General features: G+C 72.5%; 17 protein-coding genes and 1 pseudogene. 11 read left to right on the top strand and 7 right to left on the bottom strand.

Annotated elements, in window-relative coordinates; genetic code table 11:
* Together IE317_RS15420 and IE317_RS15415 are read left to right on the top strand one after the other, a co-directional pair.
* Window positions 1–489: pseudogene (locus IE317_RS15420) on the top strand (lipoyl synthase); the annotation flags it as partial.
* Between the two features lie 14 nt (window positions 490–503).
* Entirely contained in the window at window positions 504–1,871 is a 1,368-nt protein-coding gene (locus IE317_RS15415) for an L-serine ammonia-lyase (RefSeq protein ID WP_191310511.1), read from the top strand.
* A 32-nt stretch (window positions 1,872–1,903) separates the two neighbouring features.
* Here IE317_RS15415 and IE317_RS15410 read toward each other — a convergent pair whose 3' ends face one another.
* The gene (locus tag IE317_RS15410; RefSeq protein ID WP_191310509.1) at window positions 1,904–2,134 is read right to left on the bottom strand and encodes a hypothetical protein; all 231 of its coding nucleotides are present in this window, start codon (window positions 2,132–2,134) and stop codon (window positions 1,904–1,906) included.
* A 91-nt stretch (window positions 2,135–2,225) separates the two neighbouring features.
* Here IE317_RS15410 and IE317_RS15405 point away from each other — a divergent pair, with 91 nt between their 5' ends.
* Together IE317_RS15405 and IE317_RS15400 are read left to right on the top strand one after the other, a co-directional pair.
* Window positions 2,226–2,945 (top strand): FadR/GntR family transcriptional regulator, encoded by a 720-nt coding sequence (locus tag IE317_RS15405; protein ID WP_191310507.1) that lies wholly within the window; start codon window positions 2,226–2,228, stop codon window positions 2,943–2,945.
* A gap of 84 nt (window positions 2,946–3,029) precedes the next feature.
* Window positions 3,030–4,868: a transglycosylase domain-containing protein gene (locus IE317_RS15400; RefSeq protein ID WP_191310505.1), complete on the top strand. Its 1,839-nt coding sequence runs from the start codon at window positions 3,030–3,032 to the stop codon at window positions 4,866–4,868.
* A 1-nt stretch (window position 4,869) separates the two neighbouring features.
* On the opposite strand, the gene IE317_RS15395 is transcribed toward IE317_RS15400, so the two are convergent.
* Window positions 4,870–5,526 carry an O-methyltransferase gene (locus tag IE317_RS15395; RefSeq protein WP_191310503.1) on the bottom strand — a complete coding sequence of 219 codons (657 nt, stop codon included), beginning with the start codon at window positions 5,524–5,526 and terminating at the stop codon, window positions 4,870–4,872.
* A gap of 71 nt (window positions 5,527–5,597) precedes the next feature.
* On the opposite strand from IE317_RS15395, the gene IE317_RS15390 reads away from it, so the two are divergent.
* A complete protein-coding gene (locus IE317_RS15390) occupies window positions 5,598–6,920 on the top strand; it encodes an aminotransferase-like domain-containing protein (protein WP_191310543.1) in 1,323 nt (440 codons plus the stop codon).
* Window positions 6,921–7,026: 106 nt separating this feature from the next.
* The gene (locus IE317_RS15385) at window positions 7,027–8,172 is read left to right on the top strand and encodes an FAD-dependent oxidoreductase (RefSeq protein ID WP_191310501.1); all 1,146 of its coding nucleotides are present in this window, start codon (window positions 7,027–7,029) and stop codon (window positions 8,170–8,172) included.
* On the opposite strand, the gene IE317_RS15380 is transcribed toward IE317_RS15385, so the two are convergent.
* From IE317_RS15380 to IE317_RS15370, 3 genes are all read right to left on the bottom strand, one after another.
* Complete coding sequence (locus IE317_RS15380; RefSeq protein ID WP_191310500.1) at window positions 8,169–9,944, bottom strand: hypothetical protein; 1,776 nt, start codon at window positions 9,942–9,944, stop codon at window positions 8,169–8,171. The two genes, IE317_RS15385 and IE317_RS15380, sit on opposite strands and share 4 nt — an antisense overlap.
* Before the next feature lie 299 nt (window positions 9,945–10,243).
* A complete protein-coding gene (locus IE317_RS15375; RefSeq protein ID WP_191310498.1) occupies window positions 10,244–12,223 on the bottom strand; it encodes an SDR family oxidoreductase in 1,980 nt (659 codons plus the stop codon).
* A 59-nt stretch (window positions 12,224–12,282) separates the two neighbouring features.
* A complete protein-coding gene (locus IE317_RS15370; RefSeq protein WP_013223722.1) occupies window positions 12,283–12,483 on the bottom strand; it encodes a hypothetical protein in 201 nt (66 codons plus the stop codon).
* Between the two features lie 204 nt (window positions 12,484–12,687).
* On the opposite strand from IE317_RS15370, the gene IE317_RS15365 reads away from it, so the two are divergent.
* Window positions 12,688–13,911, top strand: a complete 1,224-nt coding sequence (locus IE317_RS15365) for an NAD(P)/FAD-dependent oxidoreductase (RefSeq protein WP_191310496.1) — start codon at window positions 12,688–12,690, stop codon at window positions 13,909–13,911.
* A 167-nt stretch (window positions 13,912–14,078) separates the two neighbouring features.
* Here IE317_RS15365 and IE317_RS15360 read toward each other — a convergent pair whose 3' ends face one another.
* A complete protein-coding gene (locus IE317_RS15360) occupies window positions 14,079–14,822 on the bottom strand; it encodes a MerR family transcriptional regulator (RefSeq protein ID WP_191310493.1) in 744 nt (247 codons plus the stop codon).
* A 54-nt stretch (window positions 14,823–14,876) separates the two neighbouring features.
* Between IE317_RS15360 and IE317_RS15355 the strand changes: the two genes are divergently transcribed.
* Window positions 14,877–15,128: a hypothetical protein gene (locus tag IE317_RS15355; protein ID WP_191310491.1), complete on the top strand. Its 252-nt coding sequence runs from the start codon at window positions 14,877–14,879 to the stop codon at window positions 15,126–15,128.
* A 15-nt stretch (window positions 15,129–15,143) separates the two neighbouring features.
* Here IE317_RS15355 and IE317_RS15350 read toward each other — a convergent pair whose 3' ends face one another.
* On the bottom strand, window positions 15,144–16,361 hold the full coding sequence (locus IE317_RS15350; protein WP_191310489.1) for a multidrug effflux MFS transporter: 1,218 nt from the start codon (window positions 16,359–16,361) through the stop codon (window positions 15,144–15,146).
* Window positions 16,362–16,568: 207 nt separating this feature from the next.
* Between IE317_RS15350 and IE317_RS15345 the strand changes: the two genes are divergently transcribed.
* Genes IE317_RS15345 through IE317_RS15335 form a run of 3 tightly spaced genes read left to right on the top strand, consistent with a single transcriptional unit; the run spans window position 16,569 to window position 19,466 of the window.
* The gene (locus tag IE317_RS15345; RefSeq protein WP_191310487.1) at window positions 16,569–17,420 is read left to right on the top strand and encodes a fumarylacetoacetate hydrolase family protein; all 852 of its coding nucleotides are present in this window, start codon (window positions 16,569–16,571) and stop codon (window positions 17,418–17,420) included.
* A 2-nt stretch (window positions 17,421–17,422) separates the two neighbouring features.
* On the top strand, window positions 17,423–18,727 hold the full coding sequence (locus IE317_RS15340) for an enolase C-terminal domain-like protein (protein ID WP_191310484.1): 1,305 nt from the start codon (window positions 17,423–17,425) through the stop codon (window positions 18,725–18,727).
* Window positions 18,720–19,466: an SDR family NAD(P)-dependent oxidoreductase gene (locus tag IE317_RS15335; RefSeq protein ID WP_191310482.1), complete on the top strand. Its 747-nt coding sequence runs from the start codon at window positions 18,720–18,722 to the stop codon at window positions 19,464–19,466. Before IE317_RS15340 ends, IE317_RS15335 begins: the two co-directional genes overlap by 8 nt.
* Window positions 19,467–19,473: the final 7 nt, after the last annotated feature.

Here is a 19,473-nt window from a genome sequence, read left to right as displayed (position 1 = left end):
TCGCGGCCGGAGGTTTTGGCGCACAACGTGGAGACGGTGCCGCGGATCTTCAAGCGGATCCGTCCCGGGTTCCGGTACGCGCGATCGCTGGAGGTCATCACGAAGGCTCGCGAAGCCGGTTTGGTGACGAAGTCCAACCTGATCCTCGGCATGGGCGAAACCCCGGACGAGGTCGCGCCCGCGATGCAGGACCTGGTCGACGCCGGGTGCGAGATTTTGACGATCACGCAGTATTTGCGTCCCTCGCCGCGGCATCACCCGGTGGACCGGTGGGTGAAGCCGGAGGAGTTCGTCGAGCATTCCAAGGCGGCCGAGGCGATGGGCTTCGCCGGTGTCATGGCCGGGCCGCTGGTGCGCTCGTCGTACCGCGCGGGACGGCTGTACGCGCAGACCAAGCGTTACCGTGGAGAAGAGCTGCCGGAGAACCTGGCCCACCTCGCCGACCAGGGCCCGGCTTCGCAAGAGGCCAGCTCGCTGCTGGCCCGATAGGAAGGGGCGGATCAATGGCGATCAGCGTCTTCGACCTGTTTTCCATCGGCATCGGCCCGTCGAGTTCCCACACCGTCGGGCCGATGCGGGCGGCACTGACCTTTGTGGACGGCCTCGGCGACGACCTCGCGCGGACCTCCCGGGTCCAGGCCGAGCTGTTCGGCTCGCTCGGCGCGACCGGGTTCGGCCACGGCAGCGACAAGGCCGTCCTGCTCGGGCTGTCCGGTGAGCGTCCCGAAGAGATCGACACGGACACCGTGCCGGGCCGCATCTCGTCGATCCGCGAGTCGGGCCGGTTGCTGCTGGCAGGCACGCACGAAATCGCGTTCGACGAGGACACCGACCTCACCATGCACCGCCGCAAGTCGCTGCCCGCCCACCCGAACGGCATGGTCTTCCGCGCCTTCGACGCCGACGGTGCGCTGCTGCGCGAGCGGACGTACTACTCGGTCGGCGGCGGCTTCGTCCGCGACGAGTCGTACGAGACGGACACGGTGTTCGTCGAGGACTCCACGCCGGTGCCGTACCCGTTCCGCACGGGTGCCGACCTGCTCGCGCACTGCGCGTCGACGGGCCTGCCCATCAGCGAAATCATGCTGGCGAACGAACTGTCCTGGCGCACCGCGGACGAGGTGCGTTCGGGGCTGCTGGACATCTGGGCGGTCATGGCGGAGTGCGTCCGCAACGGCTGCACCCACGAAGGGGTGCTGCCGGGCGGCCTGAAGGTCCCGCGGCGGGCGCGGGCGCTGCACGAGAAGCTGCTGGCCGAGGACGGCGCGGACGACCCGCTGTACGCGATGGACTGGGTGAGCCTGTACGCCCTCGCCGTCAACGAGGAGAACGCCGCGGGCGGCCGGGTGGTGACGGCCCCGACCAACGGCGCGGCCGGGATCATCCCGGCGGTGCTGCACTACTACCAGCGCTTCATCCGCCATTCGAACGACGACGGCATCGTGACGTTCCTGCTCACCGCGGGCGCGATCGGCTCGATCCTCAAGCAGACGGGCTCGATCTCGGGCGCGGAGGTCGGCTGCCAGGGCGAGGTCGGTTCGGCCTCGGCGATGGCCGCGGCGGGCCTGACCGAGGTGCTGGGCGGAACCCCGGCGCAGGTCGAGAACGCGGCCGAGATCGGGGTCGAACACCACCTGGGCCTGACGTGCGACCCGGTGGGCGGCCTGGTCCAGATCCCCTGCATCGAGCGCAACGCGGTGGGAGCGTCGAAGGCGATCCACGCGGCGAGGATGGCGATGCGCGGCGACGGCAGCCACGTGGTGACCCTGGACAAGGCGATCAAGACGATGCGCGAGACCGGCGCGGACATGAGCGTGAAGTACAAGGAAACGGCCCGCGGCGGCCTGGCGGTGAACGTCATCGAGTGCTGACCTCAGGGCACTTTCACGTGAAAGTGCCCGGGTCAGTTCCGGCGGTCGTCCGGGTCGACGGCCAGCTTCAAGCCGACTTCGACCAGGCGCCAGCCCAGTTGCTGCTTCCGCGTTCCCGGGTGGCGGCTCGGCGTCGCGCGGCCCGGTGGGCGGTTGCGCACGCCGTGGCGCAGCTCGTTCTCCCGTTCGTGGACCAGGTCCTCGGCCATCAGAAAGTGCACCGGATCGCCCCCTGCGTCGATGTTCGGTGTCGGTGGTCCCATGGTCGCCGAGAGTGCCCGCCGTGGCCACCGGTTTTCCGCACCGCGAACACAGGGTGAGGGCCACCCCGGCGCCGCGGCCTAGACTCGCGGGATGGAGTCGACCTCGGTGGTGAACGCCGGCGAAGCGCTGTTCCGGCCGGTGCGCACCGGCAACGCCTTCGAGGAGACCGTCGAGCGGCTGCTGCAGGCGATCCGGTTGGGCGTCGTCGGCGCGGGGGAGCGGCTGCCGTCGGAACGCGAGCTCGCCGAACGGCTCGGCGTCAGCCGCGTCACGCTGCGCGAGGCCATCCGGGCCCTCTCCGACGCCGGTTACGTGGAGTCACGACGGGGCCGGTACGGCGGCACGTTCGTGCACGACACCCTGCCCGCCCCGCCCGAGCCGGGCGGCGAGGTCGACGCCGTCTCGCTGGAAGACGCGCTGAGCCTCCGCTACGTCCTCGAGACCGGCGCCGCCGAGATGGCCGCCGCGCGGTCGCTGAGCCCGGCCGACCGGCAGCACCTCACCGGCACGCTCGCCGAGGCCGCCGGCGCGGAGCTCGGCGACTACCGCCGCAAGGACTCCCGGCTGCACCTGGCCATCGCCGAGGTCACCGCGTCCGGCTCGCTGACCACGGCGGTGGCCGACGCCCGCAGCCGCGTCAACCAGCTGCTCGACCGGATCCCCCTGCTCCCGCCCAACCTCGAGCACTCGAACGCCCAGCACGAAGCGATCGTGGACGCGATCCTGGCCGGCGACGCGCCCGCCGCCCGCCGGGCGATGGCGGAACACATCGAGGGCACGGCCTCGCTGCTGCGGGCCTTCTTGTCCTGAGCTTGTCCGGCTCCTTCACAGGATTCGAACAACCTCCGTTGCTTTTCCACCGAACTTTGTCCCCCGTCCGGTCGTCATCCGTTCGTGACCTTGCCGACCGAGAACCAAGACAAGCCCGGCCACCCGCGGTGGCGCCGCGCCCGGCGGATCGCCGGCTGGACGCTCGGCGTCCTCCTCGGCGGGCCGCTGATCGCGTTCTGGGTCGCCTACCTGGTGCTCGACGTCCGCAGCCCCCAGGAAGTCCTGGCCGGGCTCGGCAAGACCGTCGTCCTGAAGTACGCGGACGGCTCCGAGCTGCTCAAGGTGATCCCGGCCGACGGCGACCGGACGTTCGTTCCCTACTCGCAGGTGCCGTCGAAGCTGCGGGACGCGATCATCGCCACCGAGGACCCGACCTTCTGGGACAACCAGGGCTTCGACCCGACCGGCATCGGCCGGGCGTTCCTCACCGGCGTCGGCGGCGGGTCCGGGATCACCCAGCAGTACATCAAGAAGTCCACCGGCGACGAAGACGCGACGCTCGGGCGCAAGTTCGCCGAGCTCGTGCTGGCCACGAAGATCACCCAGGAGCAGGGCAAGGAGCAGATCTTCGAAAGCTACGTCAACATCATCTCCTTCGGCCGCGGCACGTTCGGGCCCGCCGCGGCGATGAACGCCTACTTCGGCCGGAAGCTCGACGACTCGATCACCTGGAGCGAAGCCGCCTTCCTCGCCGGGATGATCCAGTCCCCGTCGGTGCACGACCCCGCCGCCTCGGGGGACCTCCACGCGAGCCGGCGCTGGCAGTACGTGCGCGACAAGCTCGTGAGCCGCGGGTACGTCGGCGGTGACGAGCCGATGGCCTACCCCGGCGGCGAGATCCAGCCGCCGTCGGAGACCCGCGCCGGCCGCGTCACCTACGACGAGTTCCACGTCAAGCAGCAGGTCCTCGCCGAGCTCGAACAGGACGGCTTCCCGCTCGGCCGGCTCCAGCAGGGCAACCTGACCGTCGAGACGACGCTGGACCGCGGGATGCAGGACGCCGCGAAGAAGGCGTTGCGGGACAAGCTGAACGAAGAGCCGAAGGAGTTCCGCGGCGCCGTCGTCGCGGTCGACCCCGGTACCGGGGCCGTCCGCGCCTACCAGGGCGGTGACCAGGGCGTCCGCGACTACGCGAGCACCCCGCACGCGCTCGGCTCGGCGTTCCACCCGTTCACGTTCACCGCGGCGCTGCTCCACGGCTTCGGCCCCGACCAGCCGATGCCGGGGTTCTCGAAGGTCGAATTCCTCGGCGAGACCTTCCAGTACCCGGATCCCTGCGGCAAGAAGTGCACCCCGCGCCGGGCGGTCGAAACGCACGCCGCCGGCACCCTGGTCGCGCTGGCGAAGAAACTCGGCCCGGAGGCGGTGAGCGAAGCCGCCCGGCAGGCCGGCATCCCGGACGCCGTGGACGCCGTCCCGACCCTGCGCGAGAAGGACGGCTTCCTCATCGGGCCGGGCATCGCGATCGGCCGGTACCCGTTGCGGCCGCTGGACGTCGCGGGCGCCTACGGGACCTTCGCCGCCGGTGGCCGGCGCAGCACCCCGCACCTGGTGGCGAAGATCCGCGACGAAAGCGGCGCGGTCGTCTGGGCGCACCAGGACACCTCGAGCCCGGCGTTCGGCGACGACGACAGCAGCCGCCGCGTCGCCGCGGAGGTCACCGCGACCCTGCGCACCGGCGGCCGCCCGGCGGCGCTGTCCACCGGCGAGGCGGAGCACGGCACCAGCCCGGACTACCAGGACGCCTGGGCCGTCGGCTACACCCCGCAGCTGGCGACGGCGGTCTGGATCGGCTCCGACGACGAGCGGCGGCTCAAGGACGCGAGCGGCCGGAAGCTGACCGGTGACGTCGTCCCCGCCGACGTCTGGCGGGCGTTCACGACGGCCGTCCGGCCGCGCTGACTCACCGCACCAGGGCCAGCACGAACCCGTCGTACCCCTTGCCGCCGACGGTCTGGACCGCGGTCGCGTCGATCCGGTCCTCGGCCGCCAGCAGCTCGAACATCTCGCGGGCGCCGCGGACGTTCGGGTCGTCGATGCCCGCGTCGGCCACCCGGCCCTGCCGGACGACGTTGTCGACGACGATCGCCGTGCCCGGCCGCGCCAGCCCCAGCGAGGCGCGGACGTAGTTCGCGAGGTTGACCTTGTCGGCGTCGATGAAGACGAAGTCGAACGGCCCGCTCAGCGTCGGCAGCGTGTCGAGCGCGGCGCCGACGCGGATGTCGACGACGTCCTCGCCGAAGCCCGCCCGCGCCAGGTTGGCCTTCGCGACCTCGGCGTGTTTCGGCTCGTATTCGCAGGTCACCAGCCTGCCGCCGGCCGGCAGCGCGCGGGCGAGCCAGATGGTGCTGTACCCGCCGAGCGTGCCGATCTCCAGGATCGTGCGCGCCCCGGCGAGCCGGGCGAGCAGGTGGAGCAGCTTGCCCTGGTTGGGCGCGACGGCGATGTGCGGGAGCCCGGCGGCGTCGGCGTCGGCCAACGCCGAGTCGAGCACCGGGTCGGGGGCGAGCAGTGCGCCGGCGAGGTAGTCGTCGACGGCGGTCCAGGTCTGGTCGGTCATGGCACCTCCACGGCCAACATAGCCCGGGTGGGATCATGCTCGCCGACGGCGTTTCCGGCGGGAAGGTGAGCATGGACGACTACCGCGTCGTCGCCGACGCCATCGCCGCCGACATCGAAGCCGGCCGCCTCCGCCCCGGCGACCGGCTGCCGCCCCAGCGCCGCTTCGCGCGGCAGCGGGGCATCGCCGGTTCCACGGCCGCGCGCGTCTACGGCGAACTCGTCCGGCGCGGCCTGGCCGTCGGCGAGGTCGGCCGCGGCACGTTCGTCCGCGCGGCCAAGCCGCCGCCCGAACCCGCGCTCGCCGAGCCCGGCGAAGCCCGCGTCGACCTCGAACTGAACTTCGCCGTCCTGCCGGAGGAGTCGGCGCGGCTGGCGCGCGCACTGGAGCCGTTGCTGCGCGACGACGTCCTGACCGCGGCCCTGCACCCGATCGGCGCGGCGGGCACGCGAGCGGCCCGCGAGGCGGCGGCCGGGCTGCTCGCCCGCGGCGACTGGCGCCCGGACCCGGCGACGGTGCTGTTCACCGGCAACGGCAGGCAGGCGCTCGCCGCTTCGATCGCCGCGTTCGTGCCGGTCGGCGAGCGGCTCGCGGTGGAGTCGCTGACCTACCCGGTGGTGAAGGCACTGGCGTCGCGGCTCGGCGTGGAGCTCGTGCCGATCGAAACCGACGAGTCCGGCCTGGTCCCGACGGCCCTGGAAGCGGCCGGGCCGGTGCGCGCGCTCTACGTCCAGCCGACGCTGCACAACCCGCTCGGCACGACGATGCCGCCGCAGCGCCGCGCCGAGCTCGCCGAGGTGGTGGCCCGCCTGGACCTGCCGGTGATCGAGGACGGCATCTACACGTTCCTGCGCGACGACGTACGCCCCTTCGCCGCGTACGCGCCGGAGCGCACGGTGTTCGTCGACAGCCTCTCCAAGCGCGTCGCACCCGGTTTGACGGCGGGGTTCCTCGTCTCGCCCCCGGCTTGGACGGCCCGCCTGGCGTCGTCGGTGCGCTCGGGTGCCTGGGCGGCGTCCCGGTTCGCCCTCGAGGCGGCGACGCAGTGGATCGTGACGGGCACCATCGCCGGCATCGAGGCGGCGAAACGCCGTGACGCGGCCGCCCGCGCGGCCGTCGTGGCGGAGCGGCTGCCGGGCCTGCGCGGCGACCCGGCGTCGTACCACCGCTGGTGGGAGCTGCCGGAGCGCTGGCGGGCGGAGACGTTCGTCGCGGCGGCGGCCCGCCGGGGGATCGCGCTGTCCCCGGCGGCGGCGTTCGCGGTCCTGCCGGGCCACGCGCCGAACGCGGTCCGGATCGCGGTGTCGGCCCCACCGGTGGAGACCCTCGCCGCGGCGCTCGACGTGCTGGCGGGCTTGGCCGCCGCCAGCCCGGACGACCTGCTGACCGACTGACAGCGCCTGGCAGCGCGTGCCAGCGTCGCGCCAGCGGGGTGTGCGCCCGGCGCCAGTGATCTTCGCCAGCCTTCGGGAGTCACACCGAAACCCGAAGGAGCAACGCATGCACGTCACGATCGTCGGCGCCGGCCTCGGCGGCCTCACCCTCGCCCGCGTCCTGCACGTTCACGGCATCCCTGCCGAGGTCTACGAAGCCGAGCCGTCCCCGACGGCGCGGAGCCAGGGCGGGATGCTCGACATCCACGACTACAACGGGCAGCTCGCCGTCGAAGCGGCGGAGCTGATGGAGGAGTTCCGCGGCCTGATCCTGCCGGGCAGGCAGGCGATGCGGGTCCTCGACCGGCACGGAACCGTGCTGTTCGAACAGCCCGACGACGGCACGGGCGGCCGCCCCGAAGTGCAGCGCGCCGACCTGCGGCGGATGCTGCTCGACGCGCTGCCGGACGGCACTGTCCACTGGGGACACAAGGTGACCGGGGCCCGTGCGCTCGGCGACGGCCGCCACGAGGTGACCTTCGACGACGGTGGCACCGTCGTCACGAGCCTGCTGATCGGGGCCGACGGCGCGTGGTCGCGGATCCGGCCGCTGCTCACCGACGCCACCCCCGCGTACGTCGGCGAAGCCTTCGTCGAGACCTACCTGTACGACGCGGACACCCGGCACCCCGCCGCCGCGAAGGCGGTGGGCGGCGGCTCGCTGATGGTGCCCTCGGTCGGCAAGGGCATCCACGCCCACCGGGAAAGCGGGGACACCCTGCACACCTACGTGTCGCTGATCCGGCCGTTGGCGTGGTTCGACGCGCTCGACTTCAGCGATCCCGCCGCGGCCGCCGCGCGGGTCGCGGCCGAGTTCGACGGCTGGGCACCGGAACTGACCGCGCTGATCACCGACGGCGACACCGCACCCGTCCTGCGGCCGCACCACACCCTGCCGATCGGGCACCGCTGGGCGCGCGTGCCGGGGGTGACGCTCGTCGGCGACGCGGCCCACCTCATGCCGGCCAACGGCGAAGGCGCCAACCTCGCCATGCTCGACGGAGCCGAGCTCGGCCTCGCCCTCGCCGCGCGCCCCGGTGCCGTCGAAACCGCGCTCGCGGAGTACGAGGAAGCCATGTTCCCGCGCAGCGCCAAGGTCGGCCAGGAAGGAAAGCGGTTCGACGAGCTCCTCGCCGGCGTCGCGGAGGACGACGTCCCGCGGGTCTTGATCGACGCGTTCCGGGAGTTCACCGGCGCGGTGCGGGAGTCCTAGGGGGCGTACTTCCCGACGAAGCTGCCGCAGGTCACGACGCGGCCCGTGAGCCGAGCCTGGATCGCCTTCTCCAGCCCCAGGTAGTCGAACACCGGCGTGTCGGCCGGGATCGACTCCGGCACCGGGCCGCCCGTCGCCAGCATCCGGTACGAATCCGTCTGGAACAGCACCAGGTAGCCGCCTTCGCGGTTCAGCCGGTCCGCCGTCGCGAGCATGCGCCCGGGCGCGTCGCCGACGATCTCCAGCGGCAGCGGCCACTCGAGGGGGAACGGGTTGCGCAGGCCGAACGCGGGGTAGGCGAACGGGCTGTCCGGCAGGATCGCCGTCCGCGCGGCCGGGAAGCGATCCAGGCAGGCGCGGATCTGCCGGACGAAGGCGAACGTCGACGGGTTCGTGCGGATCCCGGCCATCGCCGGGGTGACCGCGCCGAGGTCCTCGGTCAGCCGGTCGTGGCTGACGTCGAGGTAGGCCGCCTGGTCGTGGCGCGCCACGACGACCCAGCCGCAGACCGCCACCACCAGCAAGCCGGCCGTTGCCGTCACCGCGCTGTGCCAACTCGGTCGCGGGCGAGAGGGGATCAGCTGGCCCAGCAGCAGCAACGTCGTCAGGGCGAGGGTGCCGCAGAGCAGCGTCGGGGTGTCGTTGCCCCACGACAGGCTCGTCATGAACCCGGTGGCGAGCACGAGCAGCCCCGCCCACGGCACTTGCCGCCGCACGGCCGCGTGCACCGGCACGCTGACCGCGACGATCCACCACAGGACATCGGCCCAGCGCGTGGACCCGGTGAGCCGGCCGTCGACGACGGTCCAGACCACCGCCGTGGCGCCGGCGAGCACCAGCACCCAGGACGCCACCCGCCCGGCCGCGCCCAGCCGGTCACCCGGGAGCCGGACGGCCAGCAGCACCACGGCGATCGCGGCGAAGAAGCCCAGCTCCCGCACCGGCGGCCGGGTCAGCACCTCCGGGTCGTCGAGCCACAGCCCGAGCAGCCGCTCGCCGTACGCGGGCAGGCCGCCGGTGAGCTGCCCGACCATCTCCGTGAAGCCGCCGCCGAGGCTCACCCACGCCACGTACGCCAGCCCGGGCGCGGCGAGCGCGAGGAGGTCGAGGACGAGCCGGACCGCGCGGCGCGTGCCGGTCCGCGTCGCCGGGTGCAGCAGCAGCCAGCCGAGGCCGATCACCGCGGCCGGCGCGAAGCTCTGCTTGACGAGCACCGCGCAGCCGAGCAGCACCAGCCCGCCGCGGCGGGCGAAGGCGTGGCCGCCGCGCAGGCCGGCGTCCAGGGCCCAGGCGCCGCACGCGGTGAGGAAGATGCCGTCCACGGTGTGCCAGGCCATCAGCGGGAAGGCGTTGAGGTTGAGCAGCGACGCGGCCGCGACCAGCGCCGTCGTTCCCGGGCCCCACTCGAGCACCCGGCGCCGGGTGACCAGCGTGGCGAACGCGATCGTGGCCACGACGAGCTCGATCATGGCCAGGAAGCCGGAGCCGAAGAACAGCGGCATCGGCAGCGCGTAGTCGGCGACGTGCAGCACCGCCGATCCCAGTGGGCGGGCGGAGATGATGTCGGCGTGCGGCACTTCGCCGTGCAGCACGCGCCACGCCTGGGCGAGGATGAAGCCCTGGTCGGAGGGGTGGAAGCCGAAGCGGCCGACGCGGAACTCGGTGGCCAGCGCGAGCACGAGCACCCAGCTCGCGTGGAGGCTCCAGCGCAGCAGCGGCCGGGTCTGCCGGGGTGGTGCGGTCGCGACGGGCGCAGGACTCATCACGTCCACGCCGTGCCGCCTTCCGTGTCCGATCACGCCCGGAAGCGATGGTAGCGGCCGGGTGCCGCCCTCGGGGGACCGGTGCGAACGCCGCCCCGGTGGATCGGGGCGGCGTCCGCCGGGCTCACCTCGCGGTGCCGATCACGGCCGTCTTGTCGGCGCTGCGGTGCCCGCTGCTGACCACGCTGGATACGCTGAATACCGGCATTTCGAACTCCCCAGTCAGAGCCCGTACGGGTGTACGGGACTCGCGCGAGGGTAGAAGTACCGTCGCGTCCGTGCCAGCGTTTCGGCGGAATTCGCGGGAATCAGGCACGACGGCGCCAGATCAGCCGGGTCACCGCCCCCGCGACCGACGACGGCGCGGACCGGCGGGGCAGTCCGCGTGCCTCGGGCGCGGACTCCGGCGTCGCCCGGTAGGCCAGGTGCGCGGCGAACCGGGCGAGCCGCGGCGCGGCGAGCGTCGCCAGTTCGGCGGCGCGGCCTTCGGGGAGGCTCAAGATCTCCGGCCGCTCCTCGCACGCCTTCACCGCCAGCGCGGCGGCCCGCTCCGGGCTGCTGGACGGGATCCCGCGGTAGCCGGTCGGCGCGATCATCGGCGTCCGGACCAGCGGCATCCGCACCGACGTGAAGGTGACGCCGTCCGAGAGCGTCTCCCGCCCGGCCGTCAGCCCGAACTCTTCGAGCGCCGCCTTCGAGGCCAGGTAGGCCGAGAAGCGCGGGGTGTCGGTCTGCAGGCCCTGGGTCGTCACGTTGACGACGTGGCCGAACCCGCGCTCGGTCATCGACGGCAGGAAGCCGAGGATCAGCCGCACCGGCCCGAAGTAGTTGATCGCCATCGTGCGCTCGAAGTCGTGGAACCGCTGCGTGGACAGCGTGACCGACCGCCGGATCGACCGGCCGGCGTTGTTCACCAGGACGTCCACCGCGCCGTGGTCGCCGAGCACGTCCTTGACCAGCGCGTCGACGGCGTCGCCGTCGGTGAGGTCGCACGGGTACGCCGCGGCGGTGCCGCCGGCCGCGAGGATCTCGGCCCGCACCTCTTCGAGCTCGGAGGCGCGACGGGCCACGAGGATCACCTTCGCGCCCTTGCGCGCCACGGCCAGCGCCGACGCGCGGCCGATCCCGGACGACGCCCCGGTGATCAGCACCGTGCGCCCGGCCAGGCCGTGGGTGCGGCGCGCGCGGTCGGGGTCGAGGTGGGCCTGCCAGTACCGGTAGAGCGACGCCGCGTAGTCCCGCAGCTCCGGGAGTTCGATGCCGCTGCCGAACAACGCCGTCGTGGTGCGCGCGGTGTCGAAGACGACGTCCATGGTCAGGTGCGGCAGCACGGCCAGGGGGATGCCGAGCTCGTCGAGGACGGCCGCGCGGGCGCCCCGGCCGCCGGGGACGCGGTCGATCCCGGCCGCGGCCGCGTGCGCCAAGCGGGCGCCCACCCGCCGGAGCGCGCCGGACGGCTTCGCCGGCAGCACGGCCCGGATCGTCGGACCGCCGGCGGCGCGCGCGAAGGCGTTATAGACGGAGTTGAGCGGCTGCGGGCGCGCGGCGGCGAGGTGGTAGGTCGTCCCCGAAGGCGCGTCCCGGTGCATCAGGTGGTCCATCGCCTCGACGACGTAGTCGACCGGCACCAGGTTCGTCGCGCCCAGATCGGGGGCGGCCAGGGGCAGGCGTCCGGGCAGGGCCGCCAGCCGCGAAATCGCCGGGAGGAAGTAGTAGGGCCCGTCGACCTTGTCCATCTCGCCGGTGCGCGAGTCGCCGACGACGGCGGAGGGCCGGTAGACGCGGAAGGGCAGCGACTGCTCGCGGACGAGCTTTTCGGCCTGGAACTTCGTCGCGTGGTACGGCGAGCCGAAGCGCTGGCCGAGGTCGAAGTCGGCTTCGGTGAACCGCCCGGCGTGGTCGCCCGCCACGGCGATCGACGACACGTGGTGCACCAGCCCGGCTCGCGCGGCGGCCGCGAAGGCCAGCAGGTGGCGGGTGCCCTCGACGTTGGCCCGCCGGTTGGCTTCCTCGTCGGCGGTCAGGTCGTAGATCGCGCCCAGGTGGACGACGTGGTCGAGGTGGGGGAGGCCGGTGGGGTCGGCGCCGAGCCGGGGTTCGGCGAGGTCGCCGAGGACGGGATGCAGCTTGTCCGCGCCGGGCCAGTCCCGCGCCAGGGCGGCCAAGCGCTCGCGGGAGGTCTCCCGCACCAGCGCGTAGACCGCGGACGTCTCCGGCCGCTGCAGCAGCCGGGCGACCAGGCGTTTCCCGATGAAGCCCGTCGCGCCCGTCACGAAGTAGGTCGTCATGGCCGGTCCCTTCTCGTCAGGCCCGACTCTAACCTACTGATAAGTAGGAACGGTAGTTGTCAGCTTTCTTCTTCGTCGGCCGTCGCGACGACGGCGTCCCGCAGGGCGGCCCGCAGCCGTCCGACGTCGAGCGGCCCGAGCACCGCCGCCTCGCCGGGCGGCGCGACCAGCACCACCTTGTCGTTGCTGACGAACACCGTCACGTCCCTGCGCCTGCCGGCCAGATCCCGGCAGCCGATCGACCACTCGCCCCGACTCATGGTCGCCGCCCTCGCTTCCTCGTCGTGGTCGTGCTCCGTGCGAGGGTGGGAGCGGACCCCGGCGGCGCTATGACGCGGGTTCACCCGATCTGCCTACTCGCGGGTTTTGTCTTGCGCTTCGCGGGTTTTCGGCGTAATCCCCGGTCGTGACGCGGCCCGTTCGGGAGTAGCGTCCGGTGCACGAGCCGTCCCCGGGAGGTCTGGATGTCGGAGCCGCGGAAGATCGTCATCGTCGGTGCGGGCCTGGGTGGGGCGTCCGCGGCGGCCGCGGTGCGCGAACGCGGTTTCGGTGGCGAAATCCTGCTGCTGGGCTCGGAACCGCACCGTCCTTACGAACTGCCGCCGCTGTCGAAGGGCGTGCTGCTGGGCAACGCCGACGAACCCGACTGGGTGCACGAGGAGAAGTTCTACGCCGAGAAGGACATCCGCTTCGGCGCCGGCGTCACGGCGACCCGGATCGAGCTCGGCGCGCGCCTGGTCGTCGACGACGCGGGCGGCGAGCACCACTACGACCGGCTGCTGCTGGCAACCGGCTCCCGGCCCCGCCGGCTGCCGGTGCCCGGCGGCGACCTGCCCGGGCTCTACACGCTGCGCACCCTCGACGACGCGCTCAAGCTGCGCTCGGCGTTCGCCGCGGCCGAGCGCGTGCTGATCATCGGTGCCGGCTGGCTCGGCTCCGAAGCGGCCGCCGCGGCCCGCACGCACCACGCGGAGGTGACGGTCGTCGACCCGGTGCCGGTGCCGCTGGCGAACGTGGTCGGCGAAACGGTCGGCGCGGTCTTCCGCGACCTGCACATTGCGAACGGCGTGCGGTACCGCCTGGGCGAGCAGGTCGCGGAGATCACGGGCGGCCCGGACGGCGTCCGCGGCGTCCGTCTCGGCACCGGCGAAGAGCTGACGGCGGACGTGGTCCTGGTCGCGGTGGGCGCGGCCCCGCGCGTGGAGCTGGCCCACGCGGCGGGCCTGGAACTCTCCGACAACGGCGGCGTGGCGGTGGACGCGGCCCTGCGCACGGCGGCGCCCGAGGTCTACGCGGTGGGCGACATCGCGGCGAATTTCCACCCGCGGTTCGGCCGCCGGATCCGCGTGGAGCACTGGGCGAACGCGAAGGACCAGGGCACGCACGTGGCGCAGAACCTCCTGGGCGGCAACGAGCCCTTCCTGGCCTCACCGTACTTCTTCACCGACCAGTACGACCTGGGCTGCGAGTACCGCGGCCTCGCGGACCCGGCCGCGGACGAACTGGTGATCCGCGGCGACCTGGCCGCCCGCGAGTTCACGGCGTTCTGGCTGCGCGAGGGCCAAGTGGCGGCGGCGATGAACGTGAACATGTGGGACGACGGAGACGCACTGGGAGCCCTGGTCGACGGCCACACGAAGGTGACGGCGGACCAGCTGAAGACGGCGGACCTGGCGTCGCTGGTGTAGGCCGAAAGGCCGCGGCAGCACCCCGACCGGAAGCCGAAGGCCGCGGCAGAGAACAGAACGCAACAGGGGCCCAGACCCCCCGCAACCCCGATCCGAAGCCGCAACACGGCCGGCGGCACCGGGTCAAGGCACGCTTTCCCGCCTTGACGCGGTGCTGCCGGCCGTAGTCACAATCGGGCGTCGGGGTGGCGAAACCCAAGACGTTCCCGCAACAGCACATCGACCCGCCGCCACGCGGGCGAAGACGCGTTAACCGCCCCCTGCACCAGCGCCGGAATCGCCGAACCCCGCTCATAAGCGGGCAACTCGCCGCCGTACCGCGCCCGGGTAGCCGAAACGAGCTTCGAAGCCAGAGCGTCGACCCGCGGGTCCTGCGAATCGAGATCATGCACCCGGTCGTACTCGAGAACCAGCGAGAGCAGTTCCGGGCTGTCGAGCATCCCCGCCTGATCCCGGAAGTTCCTACGAGCCGTCTCCGGATGGGTGGCGAACACGAGCGTCCACAGATCGTTCTGCAGCGTCACCCACCGTTCGCTGAACCCGAGGCCCGGCAGCCGTTCGAGGTAGGCCACCACTTCATCCGGCAGGGGCGACAACCGGCCAGAAGCCAGCCGCCGCAGCCGGGAGCGGGTGGCCTGCAATCCGGCGATCCGGGCGGCGAGGTCGTCGTCGATCTGCCGGAGCGCCGCGGCGAACCCGTCGCCGGCGCGGAGTTCGCGGATGCGGGCCAAGGGGACGCCGGCCTCGGCGAGCGTACGGATCTTGATCAGCTCGACCGCGTCGGAAGCGCGATACCGGCGATAGCCGGACCTGTCGCGCTCCGGCTCGGGAAGCAGGCCCTTCGCGTGGTAGACGCGGATCGTCTTGGCCGTCACCCCGACGTACCCGGCGAGCTGTCCGATGGTGAGCACCCGGCCATCCTCGCACTTGACCTTGCCCCAGGGGCAAGGTTGCATGCTCGCCGCATGACCGATCACGAGACCCTGCGCGCGCTGGCCGACGAAGGCAACGAGACCGCACTGGACCGGCTCGCCGACCTCGCCGACACGCGCGGCGACGTCGAGGAGCTGAGCGAGCTGCTGGACGAAGGCTCCGACCGGGCCGGGGAGCTGCTCACCCGCCGCGCGGTCGCCGCGAAGGACCTCCTCGAGCTGCAGCGCATCGCCGACGCGGGCCACGAACCGGCCGCCGCCGAGCTGGAGCGCCTCCTGTCGTGAGTGGGAAACAGTGTTCTAACCCTGTTTCCCACTCACGACGGGACGGGCGAGGGTGAGGTAGGCGACCAGGGCCAGGACGGCGAACCCGGCCATGGTCGCGGCCATCGGCACCGCCGTCCCCGAGCCGCCCAGGCCGACCAGCGGTGTCGCCACCGCGCCCACCACGAACTGCAGCACACCCAGCAGCGCCGACGCCGCCCCGGCCGAACGCGCGTGTGCGGCCAGCGCCAGCGAACTCGCGTTCGGCATCACCAGGCCGATGCTCGACACCAGCAGGAACAGCGGCACCAGCAGCAGCGCGAGCGGCCACCGTGCCCACGCGGACAGCAGGACCAGCGCCCCGCCCGTCACCCCGAGCAGCAGCCCGGACAACAGCAACGCCCGCTCCCGGACGCGCCCGACGAGACGGCCGTTGAGCTGCCCCGCCAGCACGATCCCGACGCCGTTCACCCCGAACACCACGCTGTACGCCTGCGGGCTGAGCCCGTACACGCCCTGCAGCGCGAACGACGACGCCGAGATGTAGGCGAACATCGCCGCGAACAGCAGGCCCGACGCCAGCGCGTACCCCGCGAAGGAACGGTCGAGCACCAAGCGCCCGTAGGTGCGCATCACCCGGCCGAGCCGCAGCGGAGACCGCGCCGCCGACGGCTCCGGCAGGAAGAACACCACCACGGCCAGCAGCAGCGCGCCGAACGCCGTCAGCACGACGAACACCCCGCGCCACGACGTCCAGTTCAGCAGCTGCCCGCCGAGCAGCGGCGCCAGGATCGGCGCCAGCCCGCTGACCAGCATCAACGTCGAGAAGAACTTCGTCATCGCGGTGCCTTCGAACAGGTCCCGCACGGTGGCGCGCGCGATCACGATGCCCGCCGCCGCGCCCAGGGACTGCACGAGCCGCGCCGCGACCAGCAGCCACGCGTCCGGGCTCACCGCGCACAGCACCGAGCCCACGACGTACAGCGCGAGCCCCACGAGCAGCGGGCGGCGGCGGCCCAGCGCGTCCGAAAGCGGGCCGATCACCAGCTGGCCCAGGGCCAGCCCGGCGATGAACGCGCTGAGCGTCAGCTGGATCGTGCTGTCCGCGGCGTGCAGGTCGGTCGCCATCCGGGGCAGCGCGGGCAGGTACATGTCGATCGACAGCGGGCCGAACGCCGTGAGGCCGCCGAGGACCAGGACGAACTTCAGCTGCGCGCGCCGGCTCGGCGCGGTACGTTCCGCCGTGGAGGTCATGCGCGTCCTTTCGTTTCGTCACCGGGGACCAGCGGGCCGAGCGGCGGTGCTATTCCGGCTGTGATCGGTGACACCCCGTGGTCAGCCGAGCCGGAACCGACACTGATCCGACCAATTTTGCCACCGATTCAGCGATGGCTCTGGATTGGTGGTCACTCGTGCGCTATACATCGGATGTCTGGTCGGTGTGGGTGAAGGGAAACATCCGTGCAGCTTGTGCGCCTCGGAGAGCCGGGAAGTGAGCGTCCGTTCGTGCGCGCCGGTGACGGCACGACCTACGAACTGGGCGGCCTCACCGCCGACATCGACGGCGGCTTCCTCGCCGCGGACGGGATCGCGCGGACCGCCGCCGCCCTCGTCGCCGGGGAGCTGCCGAGAGCCGATGTCCAAGGCGTGCGCGTCGGTGCCCCGATCGCCCAGCCGGGCAAGGTCGTCTGCATCGGCATGAACTACCGCCGCCACGCCGAGGAGACCGGCGCGACCCCGCCCACCGAGCCCGTCGTCTTCATGAAGGCGCCGGACGTCGTGGTCGGCCCGGCCGACTACGTCCTCATCCCGCGCGGCTCGGTCAGCACCGACTGGGAGGTCGAGCTCGGCGTCGTGATCGGCAGGACCGCCCGCTACCTCGAGAGCGTCGAAGAAGCCCTGGAGTACGTCGCCGGCTACGTCGTCTCGAACGACGTCTCCGAGCGCGAACTCCAGTTCCGCACCGCCCAGTGGGACAAGGGCAAGTCCTGCGAGAACTTCAACCCGCTCGGCCCGGCGCTGGTCCCCGCGAGCGAGGTGCCCGACCCCCAGGACCTCGGCCTGCGGCTGTGGATCAACGGCGAGAAGAAGCAGGACTCGTCCACGAAGGACATGATCTTCGGCGTCGCCGAGATCGTGCACCACCTCAGCCAGGTGATGGTGCTGCGGCCGGGCGACCTGATCAACACCGGCACCCCGGAGGGCGTCGCGCTCGGGCAGCCCGACCCGAAACCGTACCTGCGCGACGGCGACGTCATCGAGCTCGAGATCGACGGCCTCGGGCGGCAGCGCCAGACCGCGAGGCAGGCCTGACCATGGCGAAGATCATCGGCATGGAGGTCCTCGACGTCCGGTTCCCGACGTCGAAGGAGCTCGACGGCTCGGACGCGATGAACCCCGACCCGGACTACTCCGCCGCGTACGTCGTGCTGCACGCCGACGGCGGCCCGGACGGCTACGGCCTCGCGTTCACCATCGGCCGCGGCAACGACGTCCAGGCCGCCGCGATCCGCGCGCTCGCTCCGCACGTCGTCGGCCGGGACGTCCCGGAGGACGCGGCCGCGCTCGGCGACCTGTCCCGCACGCTCGTCGGCGACTCGCAGTTCCGCTGGCTGGGCCCGGAAAAGGGCGTCGCGCACATGGCCGTCGGCGCGATCGTCAACGCCGCCTGGGACCTCGCCGCCCGCCGCGCCGGCCTGCCGGTCTGGCGGTTCGCCGCGCGGATGACGCCCGAAGAACTCGTGTCCCTGGTCGACTTCCGGTACCTGACCGACGCGCTCACCGAAGCCGAGGCCCTCGACATCCTCCGCCGCGCGGAACCCGGCCGCGCCGAACGCGCGAAGCAGCTGGAGACCAGCGGCTACCGCGCCTACAGCACGTCTCCCGGCTGGCTCGGGTACGCGGACGCCAAGCTCGTGCGGCTCGCCGAGCAGGCCGTCGCCGACGGCTTCGAGATGATCAAGCTCAAGGTCGGCGGCAACCTGGAGGACGACGTCCGCCGGATGAAACTGGCGCGGGAGACCGTCGGCCAGGACGTCCGGATCGCCGTCGACGCCAACCAGCGCTGGGACGTCTCCGCCGCGGTCACCTGGATGACCGCGCTGGCCCCGTACGACCCGTACTGGATCGAGGAACCCACCTCCCCGGACGACATCCTCGGGCACGCGGCGATCGCGAAGGCCCTCGCGCCGATCAAGATCGCCACCGGGGAGCACGTCCAGAACCGCGTGATCTTCAAGCAGCTCCTGCAGGCGGACGCCATTTCGGTGCTCCAGCTCGACGCCGCCCGCGTCGGCGGCTTCAACGAAAACCTCGCGATCCTGCTGCTGGCCGCCAAGTTCGGCGTCCCGGTGTGCCCGCACGCCGGCGGCGTCGGCCTCTGCGAGCTCGTCCGGCACCTGTCGATGTTCGACTTCGTGGCCGTGTCCGGCACCGACGCGGACCGCTCGATCGAGTGGGTCGACCACCTGCACGAGCACTTCACCGACCCGGCCGTCGTCGAGCGCGGCCGCTACCTCGCCCCGACCGCCCCCGGGTTCTCCGCGCGCATGCACGACGCCACGCTGCGCCGGTTCCGGTTCCCGGACGGTCCCGAGTGGACGGAGACCGCCAGTGAGTGAATTCGAGGGCCTGGTGGCCGCCGTCACCGGGGGCGCCTCGGGCATCGGCAAGGCGGCCGCGGACCTGCTGGCCGAGCGCGGTGCCCAGGTGGCGATCCTGGACCTGAACCCCGGTGACGACGGTTTCCGCTGCGACGTCTCCTCCGATCGGGAAGTGCGCGAAGCCATCGACGCCGTCGTGGCACGCTTCGGACGCCTCGACATCCTCGTGAACAATGCCGGGATCGGCGCCCAGGGTGACGTCACCGGCAACGACGACGACGAATGGCACCGCGTGTTCGACGTCAACGTCGTCGGCATGGTCCGGCTCGCCCGGGCCGCGCTGCCGCACCTGAAGAACTCGCCGTCCGCGGCGATCGTCAACACCTGCTCCATCGCGGCCTGGGCCGGCCTGCCCAACCGCGCGCTCTACTCGGCCAGCAAGGGCGCGGTGCTCTCGCTGACCCTGGCCATGGCGACCGACCACCTGCCCGACGGGATCCGCGTCAACTGCGTGTGCCCGGGCACGGCGGACACCCCCTGGGTGGGCCGGCTGCTCGACGCCGCCGAAGACCCGGCGGCCGAACGCGCGGCCCTCGCGGCCCGCCAGCCGATGGGCCGGCTGGTCACCGCCGACGAGGTCGCGAACGCGATCGCCTACCTGGCGAGCCCCCGTTCCGCCTCGACCACCGGCACCGCGCTCGCGGTCGACGGTGGCATGTACGGCCTGCGTCCTCGCGGCCCGGTCCAACCCCACTGAGACTTGA

This window comes from Amycolatopsis bullii (assembly GCF_014654205.1).
GTDB classification, from domain to species: Bacteria; Actinomycetota; Actinomycetes; order Mycobacteriales; family Pseudonocardiaceae; genus Amycolatopsis; species Amycolatopsis plumensis.
Note: the sequence above shows the minus strand (reverse complement) of the source record. Positions and strands in the feature narration are given on the sequence as shown.

What these genes read in the sequence shown, in the direction of transcription:
- IE317_RS15415 (WP_191310511.1), top strand. Translation starts at nt 504, where the DNA reads ATGGCGATCAGCGTCTTCGACCTGTTTTCCATCGGCATCGGCCCGTCG.
- IE317_RS15410 (WP_191310509.1), bottom strand. Translation starts at nt 2,134, where the DNA reads ATGGGACCACCGACACCGAACATCGACGCAGGGGGCGATCCGGTGCAC.
- IE317_RS15405 (WP_191310507.1), top strand. Translation starts at nt 2,226, where the DNA reads ATGGAGTCGACCTCGGTGGTGAACGCCGGCGAAGCGCTGTTCCGGCCG.
- IE317_RS15395 (WP_191310503.1), bottom strand. Translation starts at nt 5,526, where the DNA reads ATGACCGACCAGACCTGGACCGCCGTCGACGACTACCTCGCCGGCGCA.
- IE317_RS15390 (WP_191310543.1), top strand. Translation starts at nt 5,598, where the DNA reads ATGGACGACTACCGCGTCGTCGCCGACGCCATCGCCGCCGACATCGAA.
- IE317_RS15385 (WP_191310501.1), top strand. Translation starts at nt 7,027, where the DNA reads ATGCACGTCACGATCGTCGGCGCCGGCCTCGGCGGCCTCACCCTCGCC.
- IE317_RS15375 (WP_191310498.1), bottom strand. Translation starts at nt 12,223, where the DNA reads ATGACGACCTACTTCGTGACGGGCGCGACGGGCTTCATCGGGAAACGC.
- IE317_RS15370 (WP_013223722.1), bottom strand. Translation starts at nt 12,483, where the DNA reads ATGAGTCGGGGCGAGTGGTCGATCGGCTGCCGGGATCTGGCCGGCAGG.
- IE317_RS15365 (WP_191310496.1), top strand. Translation starts at nt 12,688, where the DNA reads ATGTCGGAGCCGCGGAAGATCGTCATCGTCGGTGCGGGCCTGGGTGGG.
- IE317_RS15355 (WP_191310491.1), top strand. Translation starts at nt 14,877, where the DNA reads ATGACCGATCACGAGACCCTGCGCGCGCTGGCCGACGAAGGCAACGAG.
- IE317_RS15350 (WP_191310489.1), bottom strand. Translation starts at nt 16,361, where the DNA reads ATGACCTCCACGGCGGAACGTACCGCGCCGAGCCGGCGCGCGCAGCTG.
- IE317_RS15340 (WP_191310484.1), top strand. Translation starts at nt 17,423, where the DNA reads ATGGCGAAGATCATCGGCATGGAGGTCCTCGACGTCCGGTTCCCGACG.